General features: G+C 63.3%; 11 protein-coding genes and 1 tRNA gene. 10 read left to right on the top strand and 2 right to left on the bottom strand.

All coding sequences use genetic code 11. The features are described from left to right. Positions 1–2: 2 nt before the first annotated feature. From H618_RS0117195 to H618_RS0117210, 4 genes are all read left to right on the top strand, one after another. Positions 3–78: transfer RNA gene (locus tag H618_RS0117195), tRNA-Glu, on the top strand. A 163-nt stretch (positions 79–241) separates the two neighbouring features. Further along, positions 242–676: an acyl-CoA thioesterase gene (locus tag H618_RS0117200; RefSeq protein WP_028696242.1), complete on the top strand. Its 435-nt coding sequence runs from the start codon at positions 242–244 to the stop codon at positions 674–676. Positions 677–727: 51 nt separating this feature from the next. Next, positions 728–1,696 carry a tRNA dihydrouridine synthase gene (locus H618_RS0117205; protein ID WP_028696243.1) on the top strand — a complete coding sequence of 323 codons (969 nt, stop codon included), beginning with the start codon at positions 728–730 and terminating at the stop codon, positions 1,694–1,696. A gap of 128 nt (positions 1,697–1,824) precedes the next feature. Then, on the top strand, positions 1,825–2,268 hold the full coding sequence (locus H618_RS0117210) for an Hsp20 family protein (protein WP_028696244.1): 444 nt from the start codon (positions 1,825–1,827) through the stop codon (positions 2,266–2,268). A 55-nt stretch (positions 2,269–2,323) separates the two neighbouring features. On the opposite strand, the gene H618_RS0117215 is transcribed toward H618_RS0117210, so the two are convergent. Beyond that, complete coding sequence (locus H618_RS0117215; RefSeq protein ID WP_028696245.1) at positions 2,324–5,617, bottom strand: bifunctional diguanylate cyclase/phosphodiesterase; 3,294 nt, start codon at positions 5,615–5,617, stop codon at positions 2,324–2,326. A 57-nt stretch (positions 5,618–5,674) separates the two neighbouring features. Continuing rightward, complete coding sequence (locus H618_RS0117220) at positions 5,675–6,553, bottom strand: LysR family transcriptional regulator (RefSeq protein WP_028696246.1); 879 nt, start codon at positions 6,551–6,553, stop codon at positions 5,675–5,677. A gap of 131 nt (positions 6,554–6,684) precedes the next feature. On the opposite strand from H618_RS0117220, the gene leuC reads away from it, so the two are divergent. The 6 genes from leuC to H618_RS0117250 all read left to right on the top strand — a co-directional run bounded on the left by leuC (position 6,685) and on the right by H618_RS0117250 (position 13,089). Then, positions 6,685–8,118 (top strand): 3-isopropylmalate dehydratase large subunit, encoded by a 1,434-nt coding sequence (gene leuC, locus H618_RS0117225; protein WP_028696247.1) that lies wholly within the window; start codon positions 6,685–6,687, stop codon positions 8,116–8,118. Next, positions 8,115–8,759, top strand: coding sequence for a 3-isopropylmalate dehydratase small subunit (leuD, locus tag H618_RS0117230; protein WP_028696248.1), 645 nt, complete (start codon positions 8,115–8,117; stop codon positions 8,757–8,759). The genes leuC and leuD overlap by 4 nt, the downstream gene beginning before the upstream one ends. A 96-nt stretch (positions 8,760–8,855) precedes the next feature. After that, positions 8,856–9,620, top strand: coding sequence for a class I SAM-dependent methyltransferase (locus H618_RS0117235; protein ID WP_028696249.1), 765 nt, complete (start codon positions 8,856–8,858; stop codon positions 9,618–9,620). 54 nt (positions 9,621–9,674) lie between these two features. Then, positions 9,675–10,757: a 3-isopropylmalate dehydrogenase gene (gene leuB, locus H618_RS0117240; RefSeq protein ID WP_028696250.1), complete on the top strand. Its 1,083-nt coding sequence runs from the start codon at positions 9,675–9,677 to the stop codon at positions 10,755–10,757. Between the two features lie 66 nt (positions 10,758–10,823). Further along, on the top strand, positions 10,824–11,936 hold the full coding sequence (gene asd, locus H618_RS0117245; protein WP_028696251.1) for an aspartate-semialdehyde dehydrogenase: 1,113 nt from the start codon (positions 10,824–10,826) through the stop codon (positions 11,934–11,936). Between the two features lie 148 nt (positions 11,937–12,084). Then, positions 12,085–13,089: an aspartate-semialdehyde dehydrogenase gene (locus tag H618_RS0117250; protein ID WP_028696252.1), complete on the top strand. Its 1,005-nt coding sequence runs from the start codon at positions 12,085–12,087 to the stop codon at positions 13,087–13,089. Positions 13,090–13,102 lie beyond the last annotated feature (13 nt).

Raw genomic sequence — 13,102 nt, forward strand, 5'->3', positions numbered from 1 at the left:
ATGTCCCCTTCGTCTAGTGGCCTAGGACACCGCCCTTTCACGGCGGTAACAGGGGTTCGAGTCCCCTAGGGGACGCCATTTTTACTCGCGTTTTGCGAGACTTCAAAGGCTCATTCGAATATTGAATGGGCCTTTTGTTTTTTCAGCCAGCCTCCCATTCCCTTTCTGCGCAGCCTCCTTCGGGCGGCAAAGCGTTCACGCTTTGGGTACACTGGCGCGCTTCACGTAAGACGGAGCGGTTATGACCTGGGACCTGCCAACACCTTTTCTCATCGACCTGCGTGTCGGCGCTGAAGACATCGATGGACTGGGCCATGCAAACAACGCAGCCTATGTCACCTGGCTCGAGCGCAGTGCCTGGCGGCACTCCCAGAGGCTCGGCCTGGATCTGGCCGAATACCGGCGCCTAGACCGAGCGATGGCGGTGGTGCGGCATGAAATCGATTACCTGGCGGCGGGCTATGAAGGCGACGAGTTGCAACTGGCAACCTGGATCATCGAGTGGGACAAGCGTCTGCGCATGACCCGCCATTTCCAGCTCAAACGCCCCAGCGACGGGACGACCTTGTTGCGGGCGCGCACCACCTTCGCCTGCATCGAGCTGTCTACCGGCAAGCCCCGACGCATGCCGGCAGAGTTTGTGGAAGGTTACGGCCCGGCACTGATCGAAACCTGAGCACCACCGAGCACTTCAAGACTTCCCACCCATTTCAGCTGAGACCTATTCATGCACATTGCCCTGGCCCCAATGGAGGGTCTGGTCGACAACATTCTGCGCGACGTACTCACCCGGGTGGGCGGCATCGACTGGTGTGTCACCGAATTCATCCGCGTCAACGACCGTCTGCTGCCTGCCTCCTCCTTTCACAAGCTCGCCCCGGAGCTGCGCCAGGGCGCGCGCACCGCTGCGGGCGTGGCGATGCGAGTGCAGTTGCTCGGCTCAGATCCTGTCTGCCTGGCCGAGAACGCTGCACTGGCGTGCGAGTTGGGCGCGCCGGCGATTGACCTGAACTTCGGTTGCCCGGCCAAGACGGTGAACAAGTCTCGCGGGGGTGCGGTGCTGCTCAAAGAGCCGGAACTGCTCCACGCCATCATGGCCGAGGTGCGTCGCGCGGTGCCGGCGCAGGTGCCGGTGACGGCAAAGATGCGCCTGGGTTTCGAGGTGCCGGACGGCGCGCTGGACTGCGCCAGAGCGTTGGTCGACGGTGGCGCGCAACAGTTGGTGGTGCATGCCCGCACCAAGGTCCAGGGATACAAGCCGCCGGCGCATTGGGAGTGGGTGGCGCGTGTGCAGGATGTGGTCAGCGTGCCGGTGTTCGCCAATGGTGAAATCTGGACGGTAGAAGACTGGCAGCGCTGCCGTGAGGTCAGCGGCGTGGACGACTTCATGCTGGGTCGGGGCCTGGTGTCACGCCCGGATCTGGGCCTGCAGATTGCGGCTGCGCGCGATGGTCATGCCTACCAGCCGCTTGATTGGCAGGCGCTGATGCCTCTGCTGCGCGAGTTCTGGCGTCAGGCCCAGGCCAAGCTGTCACCGCGTTATGCGCCCGGGCGACTCAAGCAATGGCTGGCCATGCTCACGCGCAGTTATCCCGAGGCAGTTGTTTTGTTTGCCGACGTTCGCCGCACTGATGATTGCTCGCTCATCAGCCGAATGCTCGGGGTTGCGGACGCACCCAACAGTTACGTTGCATGAGCGCAGGGCGCAAAAAAAATCACGTGCCAGGCTTGAAAGCCATGATCGAGGCCATATCTTTTTGAGTACGCGATGCCGAATTCGGGTCGCGCAGTGACTTACTTGCTGAATCTCAGGAGTTTATGACCATGACCACTGCTTTCTCTCTCGCGCCACTGTTCCGCCACTCGGTAGGCTTCGACCGTTTCAACGACCTGTTCGAATCGGCCGCCCGCAATGAGTCTGGCAGCAGCTACCCGCCCTACAACGTCGAAAAGCATGGCGATGACCACTACCGCATCGTGGTAGCCGCCGCCGGCTTCGTCGAGCAAGACCTCGATCTGCAGGTCGAGAAAGGTGTCCTGACCGTGACCGGCAGCAAGCGCGACAACAGCGCTGGCGAAGTCACCTTCCTGCACCAGGGCATCGCCCAGCGCGCTTTCAAGTTGTCGTTCCGTCTGGCCGACCACATCGAGGTCAAGGCCGCCGGACTGGCCAATGGTTTGCTCAGCATCGAGCTGCTGCGCCTTGTGCCAGAAGAAGCCAAGGCCAAGCGCATCCCGATCAACGGTGACAGCAACGTGCTGAACTGAACCGCGGCAATGGCGTAAAGAAGAGGGCACCTGAGGGTGCCCTTTTTCGTGGGCGCTAGCGCGCCTGCTGCGCGCTCAGCAATTGCCGAAACGCACTCAGCGGCAGCGGGCGGCTGTACAGGTAGCCCTGGTAGTAATGACACCCCAGCTGTTCGAGGAAACACAGTTGCGCCTGCATTTCCACGCCCTCGGCGATGACCGCCAGCTTCAGGCTGCGTGCCATGGCGACGATGGCGCGGACGATCTCGGCATCGTTGCTGTCTTCAGGCGCATCGCGCACGAAGGTCTGGTCGATCTTCAGCGCATCCACCGGCAGGCGCTTGAGGTAGGTCAGTGAGGAATAGCCGGTGCCGAAGTCATCCATGGCGAAGCTGACGCCATAGCGTTTGAGCTCACGCATCTTGGCGATGGTGTCTTCCAGGTTCTGGATCACGATCCCTTCGGTGATCTCGAGCTTGAGCATATGCCTCGGCAAGCCGTTGTCGTCGACGCTGCGCAGCACCCGCTCGACGAAGTCGTTCTGGCGGAACTGCCGCGGACTGATGTTCACGCACAGGCTGAAGTCATCGGCGTCGACCAGGCCGTCGACCAGCAGTTGCGCGCAGCTGCTGCAGGCATCATCGAGAATCCAAGTGCCGACCTCGATGATCAGGCCGCTCTCTTCCAGTACCTGAATGAATTGCGCTGGCGGTTGCTGGCCCAGTTGCGGGTGGTGCCAGCGCAGCAAGACTTCGGCGCCGATGATGCGGTTGTTGCGAGCATCGACCTGCGGTTGGAAATGCAGCTCCAGTTCGCCGCGGGCAAGCGCCATGCGCAGGTCGTTCTCCATGCGCAGCCGCTCGCTGGCAGCTTTTTGCATAGTGCTGTGAAACATCTGGGTGATGTTGCGTCCGCAATCCTTGGCGCGGTACAGCGCGATGTCGGCGCGCTTGAGCAGGTCGGCCGGCGTCGCACCGTGATCGGGAATCAGCGCCATGCCGATGCTTGGCGTCACCTGCAAGCGCTGGCCGTCGAGTGACATCGGTTGTGCCAGCAGCTCGCGCAAGGTGTTGGCCACCTCGCCAACCTGGGCTTCCACGGCTTCCCGACTGCCCTCCAGCCCGCTGAGCAGAACCACGAACTCGTCACCGCCCAGGCGCGCGACGGTATCTTCCAGGCGCACGCTGGCTTCCAGTCGCGCGGTGACGATTTTCAGCACGGTATCGCCCACCGGGTGACCCAGCGAATCATTGATGTGCTTGAAATGATCGAGGTCGAGAAACAGCAGCGCGCCGCGCAGGTTGCGCTGCTTGATCAGCACGATCTGCTGGCTCAGGCGATCCATCAGCAGTGCGCGGTTGGGCAGGTTGGTCAGCGGGTCGTGATAGGCGAGGTGGCGAATCTGCGCCTGGGCATCGCGCAGCAGGCTGACGTCGCGGGCGGTCAGCAGCAGGCAATCGGTGTCGTTGAGGTTGATCGGCTCTACCGAGACCTCCACCGTCAGCAGATCACCACGCTTGTTGCGCCCGATCATCTCACGGTGATGAACCCTGCCACACTCGCGGATTTCGTTGAGCAGTGACACGCGCTGGCTGTGGTCGGCCCAGATGCCCAGTTCGTTGGCAGTGCGCCCGACCACCTCGCCGGCGCTGTAGCCGGTCAGGCGACAGAAGCCGTCGTTGACCTCCACATAGCGGCCGCTGTCGCGCTCGGTGATGGTGATGGCGTCGGGGCTGGAGTGAAACGCCTTGGCGAATTTCTCTTCGCTGGCCTTGAGCGCCGCCTCGGCGCGCTGCTGGTGGGTGATGTCGCGCAAGGTGGTGACGCTGCACGGCTGGTTGTCGACGCGAATCAGCCGGCTGGAGACCACGCAGGTCAGCGGCGTGCCACCCCGATGATTGACCACCACGGCAACGTTGTTCAGGCCTTGGTCGCGAATCACCCGCTCGATGTGCTCGGCGCGACTCACCGGTTCGCCCCACAGGCCGATTTCTTCGGCGGTACGGCCAATGACCTGATCCACCGGCCAGCCGAAGGTCTGGCTGAAGGCGGCGTTGATCTCGATGAACTGGCCCGTGTCCTGGCGCATGACGCAGATCGGGTCAGGGCTGACCTGAAACAGGCTGGCGAACTTTTCCTCGGACGCGCTCAGGCGTTGCTCGCGTTCGACCTGGTCGGTGATGTCCAGCAGCGTGCCGGCCATGCGCAATGGGTTGCCCTGTTCGTCGCGGTACAGCCGCGCGCGGCTTTCTATATAGCGCGAACCGCCGTTGTCCAGCTGCACCCGGTAGGTGATCTGATAGTTGCCCGCCGGACCTTCGCGCAGGCTGCGGTAGGCCTGGCGCATGACCTCGCGGTCCTGCCTGGGCACCCCCTCGAAGAACGCTTCGAACGACTCATGGAAAGGCTCGGGGTCCAGGCCGTGCAATTGCGCGGCGCGCGCCGAGCCATAGAGCATGCCGCTCGGGATATGCCAGTCCCAGGTGCCCAGTTGCGCCGAGTCCAAAGCCAGGTCGAGGCGCTCCTGGCTGTCCTTGAGGGCGAGCTCTGCGCGTTTGCGCTCACTGGTGTCGACGAACGTGCTGATCAGGTAGGTGATGCCGTCGAGCTCGATGCTTTGGGTCGACAGAATGCCATCGTGGACCTTGCCGCTGCTGGCGCGAAACTGCGCTTCCATGGTCAACGGGCTGCCGTTGTTGCGGGTGGCGTCGAGCACCTGCTGGCGCTGCTCGGGAACGACCCACAGACCCAGCTCCATGGTGCTCTTGCCGATGACGTCGGCCACCGGCCAGCCGAGGGTGTCGGCGAAGTGCTGGTTGACCTCGAAGATCATGCCGTCGTGGCGACGGGTCAGCAAAATGATGTTGGGGCTGAGGTGGAAGAGGGTGGCGAAACGTTTCTCGGAATAGATCAGCGCCGCTTCGCGCTCGCGCTGCCGAGTGACTTCACGCACCACGCCGATCATCTGCCGCCTACCGTCTTCATGGCGGGTCAGACTGCCGTTGATCTCCAGCCAGTGCAGGCTGCCGTCCGGCCAACGAATGCGGTGGCGCATGGCTTGTTGTACCGGTTCGCCATTGACCACCGCCTGGAACGCCTGGCGCGTGCGCTGGCGGTCCTCTTCGGGCAGCAGGTCGAGGTAATCGACATCGCTGGGCAATGGGCGCTGCGGGTCGAAGCCAAACAGCGCCTGAGTGCCACGCGACCAGCTCACCTGGCCACTTTCGATGTCCCACAGCCAGGCGCCCAGGCGCGCGCCGTTGAGTGCGGCCAGCAACTGCGGCGCGTTTTGCCAGGCGCGCTCTGACTCCTTGGGATCGACCGCAGGGATACGCGGCAGGCGCGGCAAGCGATGGGTGGGCGTGGACATCGGAACAGACCTTTGGCAGATGAAGCGTCCTTGCGCCGAAGGCGGCGCGAGCAGCGGTCAGGCCGCGCTGGCGTGGCTGTTCAACAGCGCCATGAAGGCCTTGGCGGCATTCGACAGGGTTCGCTCGGTGTGCAGAATGTAGCCTAGCTGGCGTGACAACTGAATGCCCGGCAGGGCGATGGGCGCCACCTGTTCATCGAGCATCGTGCGCGGCAGCACACTCCAGGCAAGGCCAATGGACACCATCATCTTGATGGTCTCCAGGTAGTTGGTGCTCATGGCGATGTTGGGGGTCAGGCCCTGGCTTTGGAAAAGGCGCTGAACGATGTGGTGAGTGAAGGTGTTGCCGCCTGGAAACACCGCAGGATGGCCCGCCACCTCGGCCAGCGTGACGCCGCCGATACGTGCCAGCGGATGCTCCGGCGCGGCGACGAAATCCAGGGCGTCGTCCCACACCGCCACCGCTTCGATCAGGTGTTGCGGCTCGGGCGCCAGGGTGATGACGGCAATCTCCGCGCGGCCATGGAGAATCTCGTCGTAGGCCGCTTCCGAATCCATGAACTGAATGTCCAGGGCCACCTTGGGGTACTGGCGGGTGAACGTGCGCAGTAACGGGGGCAGACGGTGCAGGCCGATGTGATGGCTGGTGGCGAGGGTCAGCCGACCACTGACTTCACCGTTCAGATTGGTCAGGGCGCGGCGGGTATCATCGAGCACGTTGAGAATCTGGTAGGCCCGCGGCAGCAATGCGCGACCGGCCTCGGTCAGGGTCACTTCGCGGCCCAGGCGGTCGAACAGGCGCACGTTGAGTTGCTGTTCGAGCCCGGCGATGCGTTTGCTGATGGCCGGCTGGGTCAGGTGCAGGCGTTCGCCGGCTCCGGAAAAGCTGCCGCTCTCGGCGATGGCGATGAAAGCAGTGAGATTGGCGAGGTCCACGGCGCAGATTCCTGATGGTTATGCAAAGCATGAAAAATATGAATTTGAGTTATTCAATCTAACCCCATAGCATTCGCCCATACAAGCCAAGTGGTCTTTGGCACAGAAAGACGCTGATGAGGAACCGTCTGATGGCTGGCAAAACGCTCTACGACAAACTCTGGGATGCTCATGAGGTCAAGCGCCGTGACGATGGCTCGTCGCTGATCTACATCGACCGTCACATCATTCATGAAGTGACCTCGCCGCAGGCCTTCGAAGGCCTGCGTCTGGCCCGCCGCCAGCCGTGGCGCATCGATGCCAACATCGCCACGCCCGACCACAACGTGCCGACCACGCCCGAGCGCAAGGGCGGCATCGAGGCCATCGCCGACCAGGTCTCGCGTCTGCAGGTGCAGACCCTGGACGAAAACTGCGATGAGTACGGCATCGTCGAATTCAAGATGAACGACCAGCGTCAGGGCATCGTCCACGTCATCAGCCCGGAGCAAGGCGCGACCCTGCCCGGCATGACCGTGGTCTGCGGCGACTCGCACACCTCCACCCACGGTGCCTTTGGCGCGCTGGCCCACGGCATCGGCACCTCCGAAGTCGAGCACGTGCTGGCCACCCAGTGCCTGGTGGCGAAGAAAATGAAGAACATGCTGGTGCGCGTCGAAGGCCAGTTGCCGGCCGGCGTCACGGCCAAGGACATCGTCCTTGCAGTCATTGGCCAGATCGGCACTGCTGGTGGCAATGGTCACGCGATGGAGTTTGCCGGCAGCGCGATCCGCGAGCTGTCGATGGAAGGGCGCATGACCATCTGCAACATGTCCATCGAGGCCGGTGCCCGCGTGGGCCTGGTGGCGGTGGACGACATCACCGTCGATTACGTCAAAGGGCGTCCCTACGCGCCCAACGGCGAGCAGTGGCCGCAGGCGGTGCAAGCCTGGAAGCAACTGGTGTCCGATGACGATGCGGTGTTCGATACCGTGGTCGAGCTGGACGCCGCGCAGATCAAGCCGCAGGTCAGCTGGGGCACTTCGCCGGAAATGGTCCTGGCCGTCGACCAGCGCGTGCCTGACCCTGCCGCCGAGCCTGACCTGGTCAAGCGCGGCTCGATCGAGCGCGCCTTGCGCTACATGGGCCTGACCGCCAACCAGGCGATCACCGATATCAAGCTCGATCGCGTGTTCATCGGCTCGTGCACCAACTCGCGCATCGAAGACCTGCGCGCTGCTGCGCAGATCGCCAAGGGCCGCAAAGTCGCCGCCAACGTCAAACAGGCGCTGGTGGTGCCAGGTTCGGGCCTGGTCAAGGCCCAGGCCGAGCGTGAAGGGCTCGACAAGATCTTCCTCGAGGCCGGTTTCGAGTGGCGTGAGCCAGGCTGCTCGATGTGCCTGGCGATGAACCCGGATCGCCTGGAAAGTGGCGAGCACTGCGCCTCGACCTCCAACCGTAACTTCGAAGGTCGCCAGGGCGCTGGTGGGCGTACTCATCTGGTCAGCCCGGCCATGGCCGCCGCCGCCGCCGTGACCGGCCACTTCATCGATGTCCGCGAGTTGATCCAAGGGAGCGCAGCATGAAAGCCTTCACCCAGCACACTGGTCTGGTCGCCCCGTTGGACCGCGCCAATGTCGACACCGACCAGATCATTCCCAAGCAGTTTCTCAAGTCGATCAAGCGCACCGGCTTTGGCCCCAACCTGTTCGATGAGTGGCGTTACCTCGACGTCGGCCAGCCGTACCAGGACAACAGCAAGCGCCCGCTGAACCACGAATTCGTGCTCAACCACGAGCGCTACCAGGGCGCCAGTGTGTTGCTGGCGCGGGAGAATTTCGGCTGCGGTTCGAGCCGTGAGCACGCACCCTGGGCGCTGGACGAGTACGGTTTCCGCAGCGTCATCGCGCCAAGTTTTGCCGACATCTTCTACAACAACAGTTTCAAGAACGGCCTGCTGCCGATCATTCTCAGCGACGAAGAAGTCGATGAGCTGTTCCGGCAGGTCGAAGCCAACCCGGGTTATCAATTGGTCGTCGACTTGCAGGCGCAAGCGGTGACTCGCCCAGATGGCAAGGTGCTGCACTTCGAAGTCGATGCCTTCCGCAAGCATTGCCTGCTCAACGGCCTGGACGACATCGGCCTGACCTTGCAGGACAGTGACTCGATCAAGTCCTTCGAGGACCGTCACCGCGCCAGCCAGCCGTGGCTGTTCCGTGATGCCTGAGTGAAAGAGTGAGCGTTACGCGGATCGACACGCTTGAAGCAGGGGCGGGGAGGTCCGTGAGGCAGGAAATCGATCGAGCACCCACAGGAGCCACTGATGACCCACAGCACCCACAGCGATGTCGTTCAGCGCCAGTTCGGCGAGCAGGCCAATGCTTACTTGAGCAGCGCCGTTCATGCCCAGGGCAGTGAGTTCGCGCTGCTTCAGGCCGAGCTGTCTGGGCAGAGTGATGCGCGGCTGCTGGATCTGGGCTGCGGGGCCGGCCATGTCAGCTTTCAGGTTGCGCCGCTGGTGGCCGAGGTCGTGGCTTATGACCTGTCGCAATCGATGCTCGATGTGGTGGCCGGTGCTGCCCATGAGCGGGGTCTGAACAATATCGTCACCGAACGGGGCGCCGCCGAGCGGCTGCCGTTCGACGACCAGGCATTCGATTTCGTCTTTAGCCGCTACTCGGCCCATCACTGGAATGACCTGGGCCTGGCCCTGCGCGAAGTGCGTCGGGTGCTCAAGCCCGGTGGCGTGGCGGCGTTCGTCGACGTGATGTCGCCGGGCACGCCGTTGCTCGATACCTACCTGCAAAGCGTCGAGTTGCTGCGTGACACCAGCCATGTGCGCGACTACAGCGCCGCCGAATGGCTGCGTCAGGTCAGCGACGCCGGCCTGCATGTGCGCCGTCATAGCCGCCAGCGCCTGCGTCTTGAGTTCGCCAGCTGGGTCGAGCGCATGCGTACCCCCGAGCCGCTGCGCGTTGCGGTGCGCCAGGTGCAGCAGGCAATGGGCGAAGAAGTGCGGCAGTATTACCAGATCGCCGAAGACGGCTCGTTCAGTACCGATGTGCTGGTGCTGTTCGCCGAACGATGAGAATGACCCGGTGCGCCCAACACAGGCGCACCGTTCGACTGTATAGAGGAAAGCATGAGCAAGCAGATTCTGATTCTCCCAGGTGATGGCATCGGTCCGGAAATCATGGCCGAGGCAGTCAAGGTGCTGGACGTTGCCAACGACAAGTTCCAGCTCGACTTCACCCTGGAACACGACGTCATCGGTGGTGCTGCCATCGACAAGCACGGCGTGCCACTGGCCGACGAAACCCTGGAGCGTGCGCGCAAGGCCGATGCCGTGCTGCTGGGCGCCGTGGGTGGGCCGAAATGGGACAAGATCGAGCGTGACATTCGTCCTGAGCGCGGCTTGCTGAAAATCCGTGCGCAACTGGGCCTGTTCGCCAACCTGCGCCCGGCCATCCTCTATCCGCAGCTGGCCGACGCTTCCTCGCTCAAACCCGAAATCGTTTCCGGCCTGGACATCCTCATCGTCCGTGAGCTCACCGGCGGCATCTACTTCGGTGCCCCACGCGGTCAGCGCGAGCTGGAAGGTGGTGAGCGCCAGGCGTACGACACCCTGCCGTACAGCGAAAGCGAAATCCGCCGCATCGCCCGTGTCGGCTTCGACATGGCCCAGGTGCGTGGCAAGAAGCTCTGCTCGGTGGACAAGGCCAACGTGCTGGCTTCCAGCCAGCTGTGGCGCGAAGTGGTCGAAGACGTGGCCAAGGATTACCCGGACGTCGAGCTCAGCCACATGTACGTCGATAACGCTGCCATGCAGCTGGTGCGTGCGCCCAAGCAGTTCGACGTGATGGTGACCGACAACATGTTCGGCGACATCCTGTCCGACGAAGCCTCGATGCTCACCGGTTCCATCGGCATGCTGCCGTCGGCATCGCTGGATGCCGACAACAAGGGCATGTACGAACCGTGCCACGGCTCGGCGCCGGATATCGCCGGCCAGGGCATCGCCAACCCGCTGGCGACCATTCTGTCGGTGTCGATGATGCTGCGTTACAGCTTCAACCAGAGCGCCGCTGCCGATGCCATCGAGCAGGCCGTGAGCAACGTGCTCGACCAGGGTCTGCGTACCGGCGACATCTTCTCTGAAGGCAGCCGCAAGGTCGGTACCCGGGAAATGGGCGACGCAGTAGTCGCGGCCCTGCGGAATCTGTAATCTCTCTGCCCCCGCCACCCTTTTCCCAGTCGGTGGCGGCCCACTTTTAGCAAAGGTGTAGTTGCGATGAAACGTGTAGGTCTGATCGGTTGGCGTGGAATGGTCGGTTCCGTGCTCATGCAGCGGATGCTGGAGGAACAGGACTTCGACCTGATCGAACCGGTGTTCTTCACCACCTCCAATGTCGGTGGCCAAGGTCCGCAAATCGGCAAGGAAACCGCGCCGCTGAAAGATGCCTACAGCATTGATGAGCTTAAAACCCTTGACGTCATCCTGACGTGCCAGGGCGGCGACTACACCAACGAAGTCTTCCCCAAGCTGCGCGAAGCCGGCTGGCAGGGCTACTGGATCGATGCGGCCTCGTCGCTGCGCATGAAAGACGACGCCGTGATCGTGCTCGACCCGGTCAACCGTCGGGTGATCGACCAGCAGCTCGACGCAGGCACCAAGAACTACATCGGCGGCAACTGCACCGTCAGCCTGATGCTGATGGGCCTGGGTGGGTTGTTCGAGGCCGGACTGGTCGAGTGGATGACCGCTATGACCTACCAGGCCGCCTCCGGCGCCGGCGCGCAGAACATGCGAGAGCTGATCCGCCAGATGGGTGCGACCCACGCGGCGGTTGCCGACGACCTGGCCAACCCTGCCAGCGCGATCCTCGACATCGACCGCAAGGTCGCCGAGGCCATGCGCAGCGAAGCCTACCCGACCGAAAACTTCGGTGTGCCGCTGGCCGGCAGCCTGATCCCGTGGATCGACAAGGAACTGCCGAACGGCCAGAGCCGTGAAGAGTGGAAGGCCCAGGCCGAGACCAACAAGATCCTCGGTCGCTTCAAGAGCCCGATCCCGGTCGATGGTATCTGCGTGCGCATCGGTGCCATGCGCTGCCACAGCCAGGCGCTGACCATCAAGCTGAACAAGGACGTGCCACTGGCCGACATCGAAGGCATGATCAGCCAGCACAACCCTTGGGTGAAGCTGGTGCCCAACCAGCGCGAGCTGAGCATGCAGGAGCTGTCGCCGACCCAGGTCACCGGCACCCTGAACATCCCGGTAGGCCGGCTGCGCAAGCTGAACATGGGTTCGCACTACCTGGGCGCCTTCACCGTTGGCGACCAACTGCTGTGGGGCGCCGCCGAGCCGCTGCGGCGCATGCTGCGTATCCTGCTCGAGCGCTGATCGGCCAGGTTATTCGGCGCAACACTGAAAACCCGTTCTGAGCCCTGCCAGAACGGGTTTTTTCATGGCCACGACAGGGCGCTGCGTTGGCCTCGCCCAAGCAATGCGCGTACAGTGCCGCTCCCGTTCCACCTGAGGCAGAGCCCCCATGAATCCTTCCCTCAACGTTGCCGTCGTCGGCGCCACCGGCAGTGTCGGTGAAACCCTGGTGCAAATCCTCGAAGAGCTGGCGTTCCCGGTGGCCACGCTGCACCTGCTGGCAAGCATGGAATCGGCCGGCAGCAGTGTAATGTTCGCGGGCAAGAAGGTGCGCGTGCGTGAGGTCGACAGCTTCGACTTCAGCCAGGTGCGTCTGGCCTTTTTTGCCGCAGGTGCCGCAGTCAGCCGCAGCTACGCCGACAAGGCGCGGCAGGCGGGCTGCGCGGTGATCGATCTGTCCGGCGCTCTGGCAGACGCGCTGCCGCTGGTGCCAGAAGCCAATCCCGAGGCCTTGCACGGCCTGGCGCAGCCGGCGCGGGTGTGCAGCCCGAGCGCGGCGGCGGTGGCTCTTGCCGTGACGCTCGCGCCGCTGCGTCAGCACCTGGACATCGAACGCATTCAGGTCACCGCGTGCCTGGCGGTTTCCGCCCAGGGCCGCGAGGCGGTCAACGAGTTGGCGCGCCAGACGGCAGAGCTGCTCAACGCGCGCCCGTTGGAGCCGCGTTTCTTCGATAGGCAGATGGCCTTCAACCTGCTGGGGCGGGTTGGCGAGGAGGATGAGCAGGGCCACAGCATGCTGGAGCGGCGCCTGGTCAGTGAGCTGCGGGTGCTGCTGGATCTGCCCGAGCTGAAGATTGCGGTCACCTGCATTCAAGTCCCGGTGTTTTTCGGCGATAGCTACAGTGTCAGCGTACATAGCCGCCGGCCAGTCGATCTGGCGGCGGTGCAAAGCGCCCTGGATGGCGCGAGCAGCGTCGAGCGGGTGGAAGCGGATGATTATCCGACACCGGTAGGGGACGCAGTGGGGCAGGACGTGGTCTATGTTGGACGTGTACGTCTCGGTATCGATGAGCCCGAGCAGCTCAACCTGTGGATGACCACCGACAATGTGCGCAAAGGCGCGGCGCTCAACGCTGTGCAAGTGGCGCAATTGTTGATTAAAGACATGGCGTAAAAGATACTGAGCG

This window comes from Pseudomonas cremoricolorata DSM 17059 = NBRC 16634, assembly GCF_000425745.1.
In the GTDB taxonomy this organism is placed as follows: domain Bacteria; phylum Pseudomonadota; class Gammaproteobacteria; order Pseudomonadales; family Pseudomonadaceae; genus Aquipseudomonas; species Aquipseudomonas cremoricolorata.

Excerpts from the sequence above, each read along its gene's own strand:
- leuC (WP_028696247.1), top strand. The coding sequence starts at position 6,685 with ATGGCTGGCAAAACGCTCTACGACAAACTCTGGGATGCTCATGAGGTC.
- leuD (WP_028696248.1), top strand. The coding sequence starts at position 8,115 with ATGAAAGCCTTCACCCAGCACACTGGTCTGGTCGCCCCGTTGGACCGC.
- leuB (WP_028696250.1), top strand. The coding sequence starts at position 9,675 with ATGAGCAAGCAGATTCTGATTCTCCCAGGTGATGGCATCGGTCCGGAA.
- H618_RS0117205 (WP_028696243.1), top strand. The coding sequence starts at position 728 with ATGCACATTGCCCTGGCCCCAATGGAGGGTCTGGTCGACAACATTCTG.
- H618_RS0117210 (WP_028696244.1), top strand. The coding sequence starts at position 1,825 with ATGACCACTGCTTTCTCTCTCGCGCCACTGTTCCGCCACTCGGTAGGC.
- H618_RS0117200 (WP_028696242.1), top strand. The coding sequence starts at position 242 with ATGACCTGGGACCTGCCAACACCTTTTCTCATCGACCTGCGTGTCGGC.
- asd (WP_028696251.1), top strand. The coding sequence starts at position 10,824 with ATGAAACGTGTAGGTCTGATCGGTTGGCGTGGAATGGTCGGTTCCGTG.
- H618_RS0117215 (WP_028696245.1), bottom strand. The coding sequence starts at position 5,617 with ATGTCCACGCCCACCCATCGCTTGCCGCGCCTGCCGCGTATCCCTGCG.
- H618_RS0117235 (WP_028696249.1), top strand. The coding sequence starts at position 8,856 with ATGACCCACAGCACCCACAGCGATGTCGTTCAGCGCCAGTTCGGCGAG.
- H618_RS0117250 (WP_028696252.1), top strand. The coding sequence starts at position 12,085 with ATGAATCCTTCCCTCAACGTTGCCGTCGTCGGCGCCACCGGCAGTGTC.